At 61.8% G+C, this 16,637-nt stretch carries 13 protein-coding genes; 7 read left to right on the forward strand and 6 right to left on the reverse strand.

The annotated features are described in order from the left end of the window. Positions 1-2 precede the first annotated feature (2 nt). From P6U23_RS08640 to P6U23_RS08650, 3 genes are all read left to right on the forward strand, one after another. Positions 3-1,196, forward strand: a complete 1,194-nt coding sequence (locus P6U23_RS08640; protein ID WP_407179122.1) for a DUF1501 domain-containing protein — start codon at positions 3-5, stop codon at positions 1,194-1,196. A 66-nt stretch (positions 1,197-1,262) separates the two neighbouring features. After that, positions 1,263-3,161, forward strand: a complete 1,899-nt coding sequence (locus tag P6U23_RS08645) for a potassium transporter Kup (RefSeq protein ID WP_407179123.1) — start codon at positions 1,263-1,265, stop codon at positions 3,159-3,161. 133 nt (positions 3,162-3,294) lie between these two features. Beyond that, on the forward strand, positions 3,295-4,767 hold the full coding sequence (locus P6U23_RS08650) for an MmgE/PrpD family protein (protein WP_407179124.1): 1,473 nt from the start codon (positions 3,295-3,297) through the stop codon (positions 4,765-4,767). 22 nt (positions 4,768-4,789) lie between these two features. Here P6U23_RS08650 and P6U23_RS08655 read toward each other — a convergent pair whose 3' ends face one another. The 5 genes from P6U23_RS08655 to P6U23_RS08675 all read right to left on the reverse strand — a co-directional run bounded on the left by P6U23_RS08655 (position 4,790) and on the right by P6U23_RS08675 (position 11,126). After that, positions 4,790-6,406 (reverse strand): NAD-dependent malic enzyme, encoded by a 1,617-nt coding sequence (locus tag P6U23_RS08655; protein WP_407179125.1) that lies wholly within the window; start codon positions 6,404-6,406, stop codon positions 4,790-4,792. Between the two features lie 227 nt (positions 6,407-6,633). Further along, positions 6,634-7,920 carry an NRAMP family divalent metal transporter gene (locus tag P6U23_RS08660; protein ID WP_407179126.1) on the reverse strand — a complete coding sequence of 429 codons (1,287 nt, stop codon included), beginning with the start codon at positions 7,918-7,920 and terminating at the stop codon, positions 6,634-6,636. Positions 7,921-8,048: 128 nt separating this feature from the next. Continuing rightward, positions 8,049-10,025: a KUP/HAK/KT family potassium transporter gene (locus P6U23_RS08665; protein ID WP_407179127.1), complete on the reverse strand. Its 1,977-nt coding sequence runs from the start codon at positions 10,023-10,025 to the stop codon at positions 8,049-8,051. A 225-nt stretch (positions 10,026-10,250) separates the two neighbouring features. Next, complete coding sequence (locus tag P6U23_RS08670; protein WP_407179128.1) at positions 10,251-10,436, reverse strand: hypothetical protein; 186 nt, start codon at positions 10,434-10,436, stop codon at positions 10,251-10,253. Positions 10,437-10,775: 339 nt separating this feature from the next. Next, positions 10,776-11,126: a DUF3551 domain-containing protein gene (locus P6U23_RS08675; RefSeq protein ID WP_407179129.1), complete on the reverse strand. Its 351-nt coding sequence runs from the start codon at positions 11,124-11,126 to the stop codon at positions 10,776-10,778. A 231-nt stretch (positions 11,127-11,357) separates the two neighbouring features. On the opposite strand from P6U23_RS08675, the gene P6U23_RS08680 reads away from it, so the two are divergent. From P6U23_RS08680 to P6U23_RS08690, 3 genes are all read left to right on the forward strand, one after another. Continuing rightward, complete coding sequence (locus P6U23_RS08680; RefSeq protein WP_407179130.1) at positions 11,358-11,948, forward strand: hypothetical protein; 591 nt, start codon at positions 11,358-11,360, stop codon at positions 11,946-11,948. Between the two features lie 222 nt (positions 11,949-12,170). Further along, entirely contained in the window at positions 12,171-13,445 is a 1,275-nt protein-coding gene (locus P6U23_RS08685) for a CaiB/BaiF CoA transferase family protein (protein ID WP_407179131.1), read from the forward strand. 3 nt (positions 13,446-13,448) lie between these two features. After that, positions 13,449-13,841 (forward strand): hypothetical protein, encoded by a 393-nt coding sequence (locus P6U23_RS08690; protein ID WP_407179132.1) that lies wholly within the window; start codon positions 13,449-13,451, stop codon positions 13,839-13,841. Positions 13,842-14,180: 339 nt separating this feature from the next. Here P6U23_RS08690 and P6U23_RS08695 read toward each other — a convergent pair whose 3' ends face one another. Continuing rightward, a complete protein-coding gene (locus P6U23_RS08695; RefSeq protein WP_407179133.1) occupies positions 14,181-15,284 on the reverse strand; it encodes a LacI family DNA-binding transcriptional regulator in 1,104 nt (367 codons plus the stop codon). A 276-nt stretch (positions 15,285-15,560) separates the two neighbouring features. On the opposite strand from P6U23_RS08695, the gene P6U23_RS08700 reads away from it, so the two are divergent. Next, entirely contained in the window at positions 15,561-16,634 is a 1,074-nt protein-coding gene (locus P6U23_RS08700; RefSeq protein WP_407179134.1) for a maleylacetate reductase, read from the forward strand. Positions 16,635-16,637 lie beyond the last annotated feature (3 nt).

The following is a 16,637-nucleotide window of genomic DNA, read 5'->3' on the forward strand; positions in this document are numbered from 1 at the left end:
CCATGGACCGTCGTGAACTGATCAAGGCTTTCACTGCACTCGTTCCCCTCACCGTAGCAGGCCGCGTATGGGCGGCGCCCGCAACAAACGCGCGCCTGCTCGTGGTGTTCTTGCGCGGCGCTTACGATGCCGCCAATGTGGTCATCCCCGTTTCCAGTGAATTCTATCACGCTTCGCGCCCGACGCTCGGCATCGCGCGCCCTGACGTCAGCAACCCGAACTCGGCGCTGTCGCTGACCACAGATTGGGGCCTCCACCCGGCATTGCGAGAGACCATCTTTCCGCTTTGGGGCAAACGGGAGATTGCGTTCGTCCCCTTCGCCGGCACCAGCGACGACCTGACGCGCAGTCATTTCGAAACACAGGACACGATCGAGCTGGGACAGTCGGCGCAGGGCACGCGCGACTATCGTTCAGGCTTCATGAGCCGGCTTGCCGCCGAGCTCACGCGCGTGCGGCCGATCTCGTTCACCGAGCAACTGCCACTGATCTTCCGCGGCAAGAGCCAGATCCCCAACTCCGGAATCACTTATGTAGGCAAGCCGAGCGTCGATGATCGCCAGGTCGACCTGATCAAGCAGATGTATGCGCAGAGCAGCCTTGGCGCCTCGGTCTCCGAAGGCTTTCGCGTTCGTGACGATGTCTATCGTTCCATCTCGCAGGAGATGAACGCGGCCAATCGCGGCGCCGTATCGCCGCGCGGCTTCGAGCTTTCGGCGCGCCGGATCGGGCGCTTGATGCGCGAGCAGTTCAACCTCGGATTTGTCGATGTCGGCGGCTGGGACACCCACGTCAACCAGGGGGCGGCGAACGGGTACCTTGCCGACCGCCTCGGCGAGCTCGGCCGCGCGCTGGCCGGTTTCTCAGAGGAGATCGGGCCCGAGGCGTGGCGCGATACGGTGGTCGTCGTGATCTCCGAATTCGGGCGCACATTTCGGGAGAACGGTGACCATGGCACCGATCATGGCCACGGCAGCGTCTATTGGATCATGGGCGGCGGCATCAATGGCGGCCTCATCCATGGCGAACAGGTTAAGGTCGAGCAGGCAACCCTGTTCCAGAATCGCGATTACCCGGTCCTGACCGACTATCGCGCGCTGTTCGCGGGCCTGTTTCAGCGCATGTATGGTCTGAATACCGCGAGCCTCCAGCGCGTCTTTGCCGGGGTCAAGCCGGCGGAACTAGGTTTGGTTTAAACCCAGTCGCTTGGCTGTCGCAATCCGAACCCATAGTTTATAGGGCGAGTGAAGGGGATGCGGGCCTTGAGCGAGCAGCAAGCATTGGCAGGTAACGAGAGCGTACGGCGGGGGCCGCAAGGCAAGGCGAGCCTGCTCGCGCTTTCCGCGCTCGGCGTCGTCTTCGGCGACATCGGCACGAGCCCGCTCTACACTTTCAAAACCATCCTGGGCACGGCTGAGAAGTCGCCGGATGCCGTTGCCGTGCTCGGAGCCCTCTCGCTGGTGCTCTGGACACTCTTCATCATCACCACGGTGAAATACGTGCTGTTTGCCATGCGCGTCGACAACGACGGCGAAGGCGGCATCCTCGCGCTTATGGCGTTGTTGGGCGTCAAGAAGCAGCGCCGGCCGACCATCGTCGCGGTCGGCTTGTTCGGGGCGGCGCTGATCTATGGTGACGGCGCGATCACGCCGGCGATCTCAGTGCTCTCGGCGCTGGAAGGGTTGAACATGGCAACCCCCGTGCTGCAGCCCTATGTCGTCCCGACCGCGGTCGTCATCCTGTTCGCGCTGTTTGCGATCCAATCTCAGGGCACATCGACGATCGGGCATTTGTTCGGTCCGGTGATGCTCGCCTGGTTTGCGATCATGGCCGTGATGGGAATCTTCGGCGTCGCCAAGCATCCGTCTGTGTTTGCCGCGCTCAATCCGATCTATGGCCTGTCCTATCTGTTCTCGAACGGACTCACCGGCTTTCTGGTGCTGGGCGCCGTATTTCTCTGCGTGACCGGTGCCGAAGCACTTTATGCCGATATGGGTCATTTCGGCGCTGGGCCGATCAAGCTCGCGTGGTTTGCCATCGTCTTTCCAAGCCTAATCCTGAACTATGCCGGGCAGGCGGCGCTGGTGATCGACGGCGCACCGACGGACGGGAATATCTTCTTCAGGCTCTGCCCAGATGCGCTGCTGCTGCCGCTGATCGTGCTGGCGACCGTCGCCACCATCATCGCCAGCCAGTCCATCATCACCGGTGCCTTTTCGATGACGCGCCAGGCAATTCAGCTAGGCTGGCTGCCGAGGCTGCAGATCAAACAGACCTCGTCGGAGGGGTACGGCCAGATCTATGTCGGCGTCGTCAACTGGCTGTTGATGGTGGTGACGCTCGGGCTGACGATCGGATTCGGGAAATCCGATAATCTGGCATCTGCCTATGGCATCGCGGTTTCGCTGACCATGCTGATGACCTCGGCGCTGCTCTTCATTGCCATGCGCGAGATCTGGCGCTGGAGCGTATTGGCGGCCGCGGTCGTCGCCGCGTGCTTCCTGATCGTCGACGGCGCGTTCTTCCTCGCCAATCTCACCAAGGTCGCCGAGGGCGGCTATGTGCCGTTGATCCTGGCCGTCTCCGTCTATGGCACCATGTGGATCTGGCACCGCGGGAGGGCTGCAGTTTCACAGCGCTTGCGCGAGACGCTCATTCCAGTCCCCGACTTCCTGGCGCGCATCGCGGAGAAGAAGCTGCCCCGTGTGCCGGGCACGGCCGTGTTTTTCACCCGGACCGAAAAGGGTACGCCGCCGGTGATGGTCTGGCATGTCAAACACAATCGCGCCCTGCATGAACACGTGGTCGCGCTGCGCGTCGAAACCATGTCAGTGCCGTGGGTCTCATCCGCCGAGCGCATCAAGCTCGAACAGGTCGCGCCGAATTTCTGGCGCATCGACGCGCATTACGGCTTCATGGAGCGTCCGCACATTCCCGAGCTGCTTGCCAGAAGCAAGGCACTGGGCTGCGGCATCGAGCTCTCGGACGTAACCTACTATGTCGGGCATGAGACGGTGATCTCCCGCGAGGACGGCAAAGGCTTGCCGGCCTGGCAGGAGCGGTTGTTCGCGCTGATGGAGCGAAACGCGCAGCATGTCAGCGATTTCTTCAGCCTGCCCAACGATCAGGTGGTCGAGATCGGCCGACAAGTCGCGATCTAGGACCGCGCTGGAGCTTCGCTAGCTCGTAACAAGTGCGTCACCTGCCGTTTCCAGCAGCGGTGACGATTGACCGAAATTGGGCAAAATGTCACTGCAGGTGCACGAACAACAGCACACGCGTGATAGAGGGAGGGTGAGCAACAGGATGCGATCGCGGCGCTGGTTTCTGAAGGGCTCGGCGCGCGCGGCAACGGCCGCGGGCCTATTGCCGGTCGTCGCCTCGGCGCAAAATTCACCCTCCACTCCCGGGCGCGTTATGACTTCGCTCAGCGATTACATGAGTGCGGCGCCAAGCAAAGCCTTGCCTGGCGAGGTCGCCGAGCAGGCAAAATTTCATTTGCTCGATACGATTTCCGCGATGATCTCGGGCTCGGAACTGCCGCCTGGGCAGGCCGCGCAGCGCTATATCCGGGAGCGTGGTGGCAATGGCACCGTCAGCGTGGTCGGCTCAGCGCTGACCGCCGCGCCGATCGATGCCGCGCTTGCCAACGGCGTTATGGCGCATGCGGACGAGACCGACGACTCGCACAATGAATCCCGCTCCCACCCCGGCTGTGCCGTGGTGCCCGCGGCGCTTGCGGCGGGCGAGACATACGGGGTCGACGGTGCGGGGCTGCTCAGAGCCGTAACGCTCGGCTATGACATCGGCACCCGCGTGGTGATGGCGATGGGAGGCGCCGGTTTCAGCTATGAAAGCAGCCTCTCGACACACAGCATCGCCGGGACCTTCGGCGCTGCTGCTGCGGCCGCCTGCGCTGCGCGCCTCGATGCGCGCCAGATGCGCTGGGTACTGGACTATGCCGCGCAACAATCTTCTGGCTTTATCGCCTGGCGGCGAGATACCGATCATATCGAGAAGGCCTTCGTGTTCGCCGGCATGCCGGCCCGTAATGGAGTCACGGCGGCGCTCCTCGTCCAGTCGGGCTGGAACGGCGTCGACGACGTATTTTCAGGTCCGGACAATTTCTTTGCGGCCTACGCCCCGAAAGCGGAACCGGACCGGCTGATCGAGAAACTCGGCGAGCGTTTTGAGATTACGCAAACCGACATCAAGAAATGGAGTGTTGGTTCGCCCATCCAGGGCCCGCTGGATGGGCTCGAGGCGATCCGCGCCAAGAAGCCCTTCGAGCTCGATCAGGTGAGGCAGGTGAGCGTGCGGCTCGCGCCTTCCGTTGCCGCGGTCGTGGATAATCGCGACATTCCCGACATCTGCCTGCAGCACATGATCGCGGTCATGCTGGTCGACAAGACCGTCTCTTTCCATGCGGCCCACGATAAGCCGCGCATGCAGGATCCCGTGGTGCTGAAGCAGCGTGCCAAGGTCAATCTGGCGCGTGACGAGGAACTCGCCACATCGTTGCCGGCACGCGAGACCATCGTTGAGGTGGAGTTTGCGGACGGCAGCCGGCTTTCGGAGCGGGTAGTGGCCGTACGCGGCACGCCCCGCAACCCGATGACGCGAGCCGAGGTGATCGAGAAGGCACGCGATCTGATGACTCCGGTGCTGAGGCGTGAGATGTCGGTGCGCCTGATTGATTCGATGCTCGATATCGAGACAATAGCCGACGTCCGCAACCTGCGGCGGCACCTGCAACGCGGCGGCTGAGGAGGGGCAAGCTCCTGTCGCCTCAATAATGCGGATCGTACATCTGCGCCTGAACGAAGCTGATGAGGTCGTTGGGTGTCGGGCCATGGGCAAGGCCCCGCTGATAGGCGACGCCAGCGACGGCTGCCGCGATTTGGGCGGAGACTTCACGGATGCGCGGCAGAGCCGGATAAAGGCTGCCCTGCTTGAGATCGGCCTCGCTCACCGAATTGGCGAGTGAATGCGCCGCCGCCATGAACATCTCATCCGTTACCAGCCGGCTGCCGCTTGCGATAACGCCCAGGCCGACACCGGGGAAGATGTAGGAGTTGTTGCCTTGACGCGGGACGAAGGTCTGACCGTTGAATTTCACCGGATCGTAGGGGCTGCCACAGGCAAATAGCGCGCGGCCGCCGGTGTGGCGGTAAGCATCTTCGGCCGAACACTCGGCTTTCGAGGTCGGGTTGGAGAGCGCAAACACGATCGGCCGCTCATTGAGCTCTGCCATGGTTTGCAGGACCTCCGGCGTGAACGCGCCTCCAACTGCAGCGACGCCGATGATCGCGGTTGGCTTCAGCGTCTTGATGGCGGTCAGGAAGTCATTGATGGGCGCCTGGTCCTGCGCATAGCGCAGCTTATGCCCGCTGAGATTGGCGCGACCTTTGACGACAAGACCACGGGAGTCCACCAGCCAGTTGCGCCGCAGCGCTTCGGCTTCGGACAGGCCTTCCGCCATCATGGCGGACACCACGAGATCGGCAATGCCGGTCGCGGCTTCACCGGCGCCAAGAAACAGGATGCGCTGCTCGGTGAGCTTACAGCGCGTCGCGCGCAAGGCCGAGAACAGTCCGGCCAGCGCGACGGCTGCCGTGCCCTGAATGTCGTCGTTGAAGACGCAGGCGTCGTCGCGATATTTGTGCAGCAGACGGAAGGCCGAATGATTGGCGAAATCCTCGAACTGAATCAGAACGCCGGGGAAGGCTTCGCGCGCGGCGTTTATGAACTCCTCGACGAGTTCGTCATAGGCCGCGCCGGTCGTGCGCTTCTGGCGGAGCCCGATGTAATAGGGGTCGTTGAGAAACTCCTCGTTGTTGGTCCCTACATCCAACATAACTGGCAAGCAAAGCTCCGGGTGAATGCCGGCGCAGGCGGAATAGAGGGATAACTTGCCAACCGGAATGCCCATGCCGTTGGCGCCGAGATCGCCGAGGCCCAGAATGCGCTCGCCATCAGTGACGACGATCAGCTTGGTGCGATAGGGCCAGTTGGAGAGGATTTCGGCGATCCGCCCGCGGTCGTTGGCCGAGATGAAAAGCCCGCGCGGCCGCTGGAAGATCAGTCCGTAGCGCTGGCACGCCAGGCCGACCGTGGGCGTATAGATCAGCGGCTGGATTTCATCGATGTGGTCGCAGACCACCCGGAAAAATAGTGCTTCGTTTCGATCATGCAGCGAGTTCAGCGCAACGTATTTTTCGAGATCGCTCGGAAGAGAACGCAGATTCGTCAGCACACGTTCGACCTGCGCCTGCATTGAAAGGACGCCGGCCGGAAGGAAGCCGCGCAAGCCGAGCGCATCGCGCTCCTGTTCGGTAAAAGCCGTGCCCTTGTTGAGCAGCGGATCGCGCAGCAAGGCGAGGCCGTGCGGCGAATAAGAGGGCATTGAGCGTGCGCTCATCCGGTTCGGTTTGGTCAAGGCATTTCCCCTGGTCGGCTTCTGCTGTATTCCGCGCCCGTGAGCAGGTCGGTCAGCATTAAGAACTCCGCGCGATGTGCCTCACGTTACGCGTACGTGCAAGTAGCGGCCCTCGCGACCGCGCGACTAATAGCACAAATCTCATATTGCAACGCACCAATGCTGATGCCGTCTCGACACGGCTGCAGCCGCAGCTATGCGAAGAATGACCAGAACAGGGCGATGACGGCGATCGCCATCAATCCGGTCCCGAGCCAGCCCAGGATCACCAGCCATGATCTCGCCTTGAACCGCCCCATTAACCTCTTATTCGAGACGATCGCCATCATCATGGCCATGATCGGGACAGCGACGATGCCGTTGAGCACCGCACTCCAGACCAGCATGTGGATGGCGTCGATCCCTGTGAAGCCGAGACCGAAGCCGATGACGGTCGCTGCGGCGATGATGGTGTAAAAGCCGATCGCGTCTGGCGCCTTGGCTTCCAGCGTGGCTTGCCAGCCGAAGGCTTCGGCCACGCCGTAGGCGGCAGACCCGGCGAGCACCGGAATAGCCAATAACCCGGTGCCGATGATGCCGAGCGCAAACAGCAGGAAGGTGAAGTTGCCCGCCAGCGGCCTCAACGCTTCCGCCGCCTGGGTTGCGGAGTTGATATTGGTGACGCCATTGGCGTTGAGCACCGCCGCGGTGGTGAGAATGATGAAGAAGGCGATTGCGTTGGAGAAGATCATCCCCACGGTGGTATCGATCCTAATGCGGTAAAGCTCGAGTTTGCCGCCTTTGGCAATCTCGCGAAGGGGGCGGCGAGCCGGGCTGCGCCTCATTTCCTCCACTTCCTGCGAAGCCTGCCAGAAAAACAAATACGGGCTGATGGTCGTGCCAAGCACGGCGACGACCATCAGGAAGTAATTCGCGCCGATGGTCGGTCTTGGCCAGACTGCCGCCCAGAGAGCCGTGCTCCAGGGGATTTTCACGGTCAGCGCCGTTATCACATAGGCGAACAGCGTCAGGGTCAGCACCTTGAGCACCGGTGCGTAGCGGTGATAGGGCACGAAAACCTGGAGCAGGATTGAAACGGATGCGAAGATCAGCGCATGTTCGTGCGTGAGACCGCCTATGACAAGCGCGAGCGATTCGCCCATCGCCGCGATATCGGCAGCGATGTTGAAAGTATTGGCTGCGACCACGAGAAAAATCAGCGCAAGCACCAGCCAGCGCGGCGCCAATTCGACGACGTTGGCGGCAAGGCCCTTGCCGGTGACGCGGCCGATCCGCGCGCTGACGAGCTGGATCGCGATCATGAACGGTGTCGTCAAGAAGACCGTCCAGAGCAGATCATATCCAAACTGTGCGCCGGCTTGCGAATAGGTCGCAATGCCAGATGGGTCGTCATCGGCCGCGCCGGTCACCAGCCCCGGACCGAGCAACCGCTGCGCCATCTTGCTGGAGGGCTTTGGCGTTGAGCGGCTGGTCTGAAGCATGGAGGGCTGCTTGACTATCGACGCAGCGCAGAATTTGAGCTGCTCTACTGGAAGATCAACGTCGTCTTGCGAGAAAAAGTTCCGTCGTCGTCTACTTGGCTGCACTGCGGCTCGCCAACTTCGCGGCATTATCGCACCCTGACCGGCATGATCTCGGCGGAGAGCTGCACCTCGTTGCCCAGATGATAAGTGTAGTAGGTCGGGCGCGACACTCGGCGCAAGAACAGAAACAGCCGGAAGCGCAGCCGTCCTAGAATGTTCATATGCCGTGCGGGCAGCAGGTTCTCGTGCGCGACGTGGACAATCCATTGCTTGGGATGGGCTGGAAGATCGATTTCGCGATGCTGCGCCAGGCTTTCGAGATAGCGCTCGACATTCGGCTCTTCCATGAAACCGAAACGGAGTTCGACCCCGATAACGCTGCCGCGGTGCTTGTCCCGTTTGAATACCGTGATGTGGTAGCGGTCGTTGTGCACATAGGGGATCTTGGGATGGGTCACCTGGACCAGGATGAGGTTGCGCGGGAGGATGCCGTAGCGTTCCAGAAGCAGGCTCACAAGCGCGGGCGCGGGGTCATCGGGATGGCGCAGCGGGTTCGCTGCCATGATCAGCGCGTTGCGCTCGATGAAGGTCGTGCTCGCGCGATGAAGCTGGACCAGTTCCGCCATGGTCAGGCTTGACCGGGCGGCATAGGCTGCGAAGGTCGCCTTACGGCCCCAGCGCCATGTCGCCATCACCAGGAAGGTCGTGGCGGCGACGGACAGGGGCACGATGCCGCCCTCCAGAAGCTTGACGATGCCGCCCAGAAGGAAGGTGCCGCTGAGAGCAGTGAGCGGTCCCCATACCAGTGCCGTCCGTGCCGAACTCCACTTCCAGTAGTATCGTGCGATCGCGAACATGGTGAGCGAGGTGATCAGCATGACGCCTGCGACCGCAAGCGCCAACGCCGAGGCCAGCGCCGAGGAGGAGCCGAACGTCACCACCAGGGCGATGCAGCCGGCATAGAGGCCCCAATTGATGACGGGAATGTAGATCTGCCCGGCGTGGGCCCGATGAGTGTGCAGGATGTCGAGACGAGGAACCAGCCCCAGCCCGATGGCCTGGGACACCAGCGAGAAGGCGCCCGATATCAGCGCTTGCGATGCGACTATGGTTGCGAGCGTCGCCAGCGCCACCATGGGCAGCAGCAGGGGCGATGGCACGAGGCTGTAGAAGAGCTTGCCGCCGGCTATCTCCACACCGGAGAGAAGCTGGGCGCCTTGGCCGAGATAGTTCAGCACCAGAGCCGGAAATGTCACCGCGAACCAGCCGATCCGGATTGGGCGGGCGCCGAAATGTCCGAGATCGGCGTACATGGCTTCGCTGCCGGTCACGACCAGGACCAGGATGCCGACGATCACCATCGTCTCGCGCAACCCCGCCTGCGCCAGGAAGCGGATGCCATAGCCCGGATTGAACGCCGCGAGGATCGCGGGCTGCTTTGCGATCGCAACGGCGCCGAGTGCGGCGATGACCGCGAACCACACCAGCATCAGCGGTCCAAAAATGACGGCTATGCCGGAAGCCCCCTTGAACTGAATTGCGAACAGTCCCGTCAGCAGCACGGCCGTGATCGGGATGATGTAGAGCGAAAGCGCCGGCGTTGCGATCTCCAATCCCTCGACGGCAGATAATACGCTGATCGCAGGCGTGATCATCGCGTCAGCCAATAGCAGACCGGCCCCGAGCATCAGCGACCACAGCAACACGCCCGTGCCCTGCCGCTTGTACTTGTGGAGCAGGCCGTAAAGCGCGAACAGGCCGCCTTCACCATCGTTCTCGGCGCGCAGTACCAGCAGCGCGTATTTGAACGCTACGATCAGGATGATCGTCCAGAGTGCGAGCGAGATCGCACCAAGCACGTTGTCCTGAGTTGGCGCCACGGCGGCGGCACCGAAGAAAATCTGGTCGATCGCATAAAGTGGCGAGGTCCCGATGTCGCCATAGACAACCCCGATGGCGCCGATGGTGAGCGCAGCAAGATCTCTGCGCGGAATACGCGCAGCCGACTCTCTCTCGGGTGCAACCGCGGAGCGAACTCCTTGCCTGATTCCGGGACTGTTCATCGCTCCGTATTCGATTGAATCTCGCCACCGATCGTATGATGCCATTGGAGGAGTACAATGTTGAGCTAGATCAAGTCGGACTGAAGGATTTTGGCCGCTTGCTTGCAATTTGACACGTCGGGCAAATCACTCGCATAGTGTCAGCATCGGCAACGATCTAAGCCCGCGGCCAAGGTTGATCGCGGGCATTTTTCACCCCGGGCTTTCGCAATGAAAGCTGCTTGATCAGCGGACGCTGACGAACCTGCCCCAGGCTGCCGCCAAGCCTCCAGCGACCAGCATGTAATGCGGGTTGTCGCAGAACGAGCCGCCATAACGGCACACGTCTGCGCCAAGCGAGCCGATCTCGTGATTGCCCGCGGCATAAAACAGTCCAGACAAGACGACCAACGCGGCGGCGACGAAATACATCGACGGTCTCCTCAGGTTGCTCCTTCCTCGATGCGCTTCGGCTGTTGATCGCGCCGTTGACACGTCAGGCAAATCAGGCGCACTTTGACAGCATTGCAGAGATCATCTGGCCCGCGCCGCAAACACCGGCCGCGGGCCTTTCCATTGGATGCTATGGGCCGACCGATTTCAAAGTGGCGAATGGCATTGCTCTATTTTCATTAAAGTTTGACATGTCGGGCAAATCAGCGCGACATTGGCATCATCGAGATGGAAAGAGGCCCGTAGCGGAGCTCCCGCTGCGGGCCTCAGTAAGGCAAGAGCGTTCTACGCACGTCGCATCTGGCGTCCCAGATTGCGTTAATTGTTCGAACTCGCTGGCGCTCCCTGTCCCCAACGCCCGGCGCCGTGCTTCACACGGGATGATTTCGGTTGATAGGCATAGGAATTGCGATGGCCCTTGGTGGTGGCGTTACTCGCAGTCTTGGCGGGCAGCCACGGATCCCGGAAACAATCACCACCGATGCCGGCTGATGTGGCCTTACACTGTTCCATTGTGTCGAAGCCGCAACTCGTCATGTGGCCGGTGACGTCCTGGCGGCAATACTCGCCAGCACTTGCCTCAGTCGGTGCAAGCAGCGCCCCAAACGCAATCGCCGCGACGAGAGCCGCGGCAGGCGCGGCGGTTGCTCTCAAAAACTCTTTCATCATTTAGCCCGTTTTCTTGTTGTGCCTCCAGCCTCGCACGCGCAGATGGGATGGACGCCATAACCGCGCCAGATCGATCAATCGTTTTTGAAGCATGACAATCATATGAAGAGCCTTGACGCGTACGGTTCGGCGACAGGTGCCAATGCATTCACGCATGAGCGGTTTGCAATCAATGCTGTGTGATCACCCGCCGCGCTTGCTCGCCATTCAATCGATGCTCGATGCTCGAATGTGCTGACGCCCGTCGAGCGAGAGATGCCCCGCAGTGAGCGCGGCATAGAAGAAAAAGGTTTGACGCATCGGCCAAATCACCGGGACACTGGGATCATCGAGAGAATTTGCAACAAGGCCCGCAGCGAAGGCATCCACTGCGGGGTTTTGTGCGTAGACTTCCCGTTTCGACAAGGTTCTTGGGCTCGGGACGACCGAACCCCCCTCGCAGGCTTTGCATCGGCCACATCGAAGCTCGTTGTCTCGTTCTACTGCGCCAAGCGTGGTTTTGAAAATGCAGACGGGGATCGTCCAGCGATGACTGAAGTGCGCGACGAGGATATCAGGGCCATTGTCGCCGCGACACTCGCAGAGCAGCAGCGGTTGCAGCGCAAGGAGATTGACCCGCTGGTGCTGAAGGCAATCACCACGACCTTGAGCTCCTTCGGAATCGAGGAAGACCGCAGCGCGATGAGGGCTGATTTTCAGCACCTGCGTCGCTGGCGCAAGGGCGTCGAGCAGGCTCTTGGCTCGCCAAAGGCGGCTATCCTACATGCCGCGCGCTCCCCGGGGCTGGCTGGACACGTTGTATCGGCGAAAACTCGCCAATGAGGAGCGCTAGAGCTAGAGCGCGATGCAGCGATTTGGCATCGCCAGGAGCCCGGTGGCCAAGCGCCACCGGGCTCTTTTGTTTTGGGCGCCGCTTCCGAGCGTTGCGGCAACAGATGGGCCCTCACCGGGAGGGACAGATCTCCTATGGGCCACGGGCCTTGCCGCCCAGCGGACATAAACCTTAAAGTTCATCCCATAACGACAAATCGGGAAACGCCAAGAATGACAAAACCGCAGCTACCCGACCGTCCAGCGCGGCCTATGGGCGCGCCCACAGCGCTGGCAGATCATCTTGTCGTCGATTTCACCCGGGTCGTGGCGGGGCCAGCGTGTACGCAGATCCTGGCCGACTTTGGGGCTGAGGTCATCAAGATCGAAAATCCGGATGGCGGTGATGATACACGGGCCTATGAGCATGCGGAAATCGGAGGCGAGAGTGCCGCCTATCTCAGCTTGAACCGCAACAAGCGCGGCATCGCTCTTGATCTTGCAGTCTCGGAAGCGCGCGAGATTGCCAGAGACCTGATGTCCCGCGCGGATGTGGTCGTGGAGAACTTCTCCGCAAGTGTAATGGAGAAGTTTGGTCTCGACTATGCGTCGGTTGCGCCGATCAATCCGCGTCTTGTGTATTGTTCGATCTCAGCCTATGGCCGCAAGGGACCGTTTGCCTCGCGCCCCGGGTTCGATCCGATCACACAGGCGGAGAGTGGATTCATGTCGCTGAACGGCTTCCCGGATGGACCGCCGGTTCGCACCGGTCCACCAATCATCGACATGGCGACGGGCATATCGGCATGCAACGCCATTCTGCTTGCGCTGATCGCCCGTGACCGCCTCGGCCGCGGCCAGCAGGTGGAGGTCGCGCTGTACGACATTGCAATGTCCATGACCGGCTTTTACGGAATGGCCTACCTCATCAGCGGAGCCAATCCGGGCCGCTTTGGCAACTCGCCGAATGGTTCTCCGACGGTCGGAGTCTACGAGGCGGCGGACGGTCCGCTCTATATGGCGTGCGCCAACGATCGGCTATATCGCCGCCTCGTTACCGAGGTACTCGAGCGCCCGGATCTGCTCACCAATCCGGAGTTCGCGACGCGAAAGGCGCGAAGCGCAAACAAGGAGAAGCTGCGTTCGGTCATCTCAGGAATTTTCGCCGCCGACCGGCTGGAGAACTGGATGGCGAAGTTGAAGAAAGCCAACATCCCCGTTGGCTACCTTCGCACGGTCGAGCAAGGATTCAACGCGGCTGAAACACGTGAACGTCATCGTCTCAGTCGGATCCCTCATCCGACCGCGGGCTTCATCCCAAACATCGAGACCCCCCTCAACCTGGAACTGACACCCGCCTGCAATCCCGTCGCCGCGCCCTTACTTGGCGAACATACAGATGAGGTGCTGCGAACAATACTCGGCTATAACGATGCTCGCATCAGTGCGCTCGCTGCCGCGGGCGCGTTTGGAAAGCTGCAAAGAGCAGCGAAGGCGGGCGTTTCGTAAGGCATGTCGCTCGCAACAAAGAGGCGGATTGTGCCGACTGCTTTGCATGCGGGCGCAATCTCAATTCGTGTCGAAGTAGCGGCGGAACTCAGCGCATCCAGCATCTGGCATGTGCGCCTTCTGACCTGGACGGTCTTCAAGATGGTCCACGCCCAAGACGCGAGCGCCTGGCGAGGTCATGCAGCTTCCGCCGTTCGAGGAAATCGGATGGTCGCAGGTGTTCCACGAATTCGAGCCAAGAAGGTGCGCTATTGCGACCGTCGGCGCTTCGCCGAGCGTATTGCCGTCGCGCCTGATCGGGCCAGCTGCGAGCGCTCCCGAAATCACAGCTGGTCAAGTCTCAAGCCGATCGCGTCCAACAGCGCTCTTTCCACCGAAGCGCCGCGAGCAGATTAGATAGCACCAAGAAGGGGTTACTTCCGGGAGCCCGGAGCTGCCCCGATCACGCGGCATCGTTAAGCAGACGACGGATGGAGGCCTGGCGGAGGAGTTCGCGGCGACGATGCGGTTCTGCCCGGCAGTCCCGGATACTGAGCCCCCGAAGGCGCGGCATCGCGCGTCAGGTTGCGCTCGAGCCGAACGACGGAATGGATTTGCGAGGTCATCATGCGCGATCGCATGAACGCGTAGTTTCCTTCGAAGATGGAGCTGTTCGGAGCAAGTGATCCCGATCCTGCCCCGAGCTGAGATCATATGATCGATCTGCTTACGCACAGACGTGCCGAGACCGCGCTCTTACTGCGGCGCTTCCGCAAGGTGGTCGTACCGCCGTTGTGTGGCCTCGCGCAATCTTGCGACCGAGCCTCTGACAACCAGCTCGGGCTGCAGGACCACCCGTCGGCTCTCGATCGGCGTTCCGTTGATCATGGCGATCAGGATCGCTGCGGCCCGGTCCCCGAGATCGGCGGTGGGCGTGCGGATCGTTGTGAGAGCCGGTGCGATCGAATCCATGAACGGCATGTCGTTCATGCCGACAATCGAAATGTCGTTGGGACAATGGATGTCGCAGGATTTGAGATACCGCAGTGCCCCTACCGCGAGCATGTCGTTAGCTGCCGCGATTGCCGTGATGTCGGGGTGGTCCCGCAACAGCATCCGGCAGGCGATTTCACCGTCCTCGACGGTGAATTGGGTGCCGTACACAACCGACGGCACCACGCCGAGCTTTACCAGCGCCCGGCAGGCTCGACGGAAGCCGCGGTGGCGATAATAGCCGGTTGAGACGTTCTGGGGACCGGCGATGTGAGCGATGCGGCGGTGACCGTGCGCGGCGAGGTGCTGGACTGCGAGCTCCACCGCCTTTGCATCGTCCACTCGCACGCTCGGTACGTCATCGCATTCCGGATCGCGGAACACGGCAACCGTCGGAATATTCGCCTCGACACAGCTGCCGATGATTGGGTCGTTCCTAGCAAAGGTTGCAACGATGAGGCCATCGACACCCTGGGCGATGAAGCGGTCGATCAGCGCAGCCTGACGCTCGGGATAATTGTCGGTGTTGCCGACGAGCGTGACATAGCCGATCTCGGCGAAGCGGTCCTCGATCGCGCGCACGATCGGCGGATGCGCCGGGTCGCCCAAATTGGAGACGATGACACCGATCGTGCGCGAGCGCTGCGTGCGCAGTCCGGACGCGAGCGCGTTGGGCCGGTAGCCGAGCTCGCGGACGCATGCTTCCACGCGCTCAATCATGTCAGGCGAGATCAGGTGTCGCTTTTGCGGATTGAGCGCGCGCGATACCGTCGACCAGTGCACGCCGGCGCGCTTCGCAACGTCGACGATCGTCACGCGCGCGCTACGGTCGGCCGTGGACGCTTTCGGGGTTTTCCTGCGTGGCATCCAACCATCCACTTGAATCGTGCGCGTAAGCTTAGCCGAACCTTCATGCAATGACACGAGGTGATCGAATTGGCCAGTCGAAAAGGGCAAACGACGATTGCCGTTCGGTCTTGGGAATTGATGATTCCAGCAAACGTGTGCAGCTCGTTGACAAACGTGTGCATAAAAGCTAACGCTCTATGCCGGAGGAAACGCTGGCCGTATTCGCCGAATCCGTTCGGCGAGCACGGATAAGACGGCCTGTGCCCGCGCTGCCGCGCGACCAAGGAGCTGTCCATGGATGCCTTTGTCTACCAGTCGGCCCCCGTCCGCGTGGTGTTCGGCGCGGGAACGATTGCGCAATTGCCCGCCGAACTTGAGCGGCTGTCGATCTCACGCGCCCTGGTCCTGACCACGCCTCCGCAGGAGCGGCAGGGACGGGAGATGTTGGACCTGCTCGGCGCGCGCGGGGCGGGGTTATTTCCCGGTGCGGTGATGCATACGCCTGTCGAGGTCACCGAAGGCGCGATGAAACAGGTGATCGCGCTCGGTGCAGACGGGCTCGTTGCCGTCGGCGGCGGCTCGACCACGGGGCTCGCAAAGGCGCTCGCGCTGCGCACCGATCTGCCGCAAGTCGTGGTGCCGACAACCTATGCAGGCTCGGAGATGACGCCGATTCTCGGCGAGACCCGCGATGGCTTAAAGACCACGCAATCCAGCCCCGGGATCCGGCCCGAGACGGTGGTCTATGATGTTGATCTTACCATGACGCTGCCGCTGGCGCTCGCGGCAACATCCGGAATGAATGCAATCGCGCATGCGGTCGAGGCGCTTTACGCGCGTGACAAGAATCCGATCATTTCGCTGATGGCTGAAGAGGGCATTCGCGTCCTCGCGCGCGGATTGCCGGCCATGCAGCGTCGGGGAAACGACCGCGACGCGCGCGCTGATGCGCTCTATGGCGCCTGGCTGTGCGGGACTTGCCTCGGCGCAGTCGGGATGGCCTTGCATCACAAGCTCTGTCACACGCTCGGCGGCACCTTCGACCTGCCGCATGCGGAGACTCACAGCATCATACTGCCGCATGTGATGGCCTACAACGCTCCCGCGGTGCCCGATGCAGCGGCACGCGTTGCGCGGGCGCTGGGTGCAGCAGACGCGGCCGATGGGCTCTATCAACTCGCCCGCAGCCTCGGCGCCAAGCTTGGGCTCAAGGACATCGGCATGCCGCGCGAGGGGATCGAGAAGGCAGCCTATATCGCCCTGACCACCCCCTATTGGAATCCGCGCCAACTCGATCGCAGCGCAATCCGCGAGCTGATCGCGCGCGCCTGGGCCGGCGAGCCCCCGCAAGAAACGCCTGGTGCGTGAGAA

Origin of the sequence: Bradyrhizobium sp. STM 3562 (assembly GCF_045571435.1) — a bacterium.
Lineage (GTDB): Bacteria > Pseudomonadota > Alphaproteobacteria > Rhizobiales > Xanthobacteraceae > Bradyrhizobium.

Coding starts and splice junctions, on each gene's coding strand:
- P6U23_RS08640 (WP_407179122.1), top strand. CDS start 3: ATGGACCGTCGTGAACTGATCAAGGCTTTCACTGCACTCGTTCCCCTC.
- P6U23_RS08655 (WP_407179125.1), bottom strand. CDS start 6,406: ATGCCCTCTTATTCGCCGCACGGCCTCGCCTTGCTGCGCGATCCGCTG.
- P6U23_RS08660 (WP_407179126.1), bottom strand. CDS start 7,920: ATGCTTCAGACCAGCCGCTCAACGCCAAAGCCCTCCAGCAAGATGGCG.
- P6U23_RS08665 (WP_407179127.1), bottom strand. CDS start 10,025: ATGAACAGTCCCGGAATCAGGCAAGGAGTTCGCTCCGCGGTTGCACCC.
- P6U23_RS08670 (WP_407179128.1), bottom strand. CDS start 10,436: ATGTATTTCGTCGCCGCCGCGTTGGTCGTCTTGTCTGGACTGTTTTAT.
- P6U23_RS08675 (WP_407179129.1), bottom strand. CDS start 11,126: ATGATGAAAGAGTTTTTGAGAGCAACCGCCGCGCCTGCCGCGGCTCTC.
- P6U23_RS08685 (WP_407179131.1), top strand. CDS start 12,171: ATGACAAAACCGCAGCTACCCGACCGTCCAGCGCGGCCTATGGGCGCG.
- P6U23_RS08690 (WP_407179132.1), top strand. CDS start 13,449: ATGTCGCTCGCAACAAAGAGGCGGATTGTGCCGACTGCTTTGCATGCG.
- P6U23_RS08695 (WP_407179133.1), bottom strand. CDS start 15,284: ATGCCACGCAGGAAAACCCCGAAAGCGTCCACGGCCGACCGTAGCGCG.
- P6U23_RS08700 (WP_407179134.1), top strand. CDS start 15,561: ATGGATGCCTTTGTCTACCAGTCGGCCCCCGTCCGCGTGGTGTTCGGC.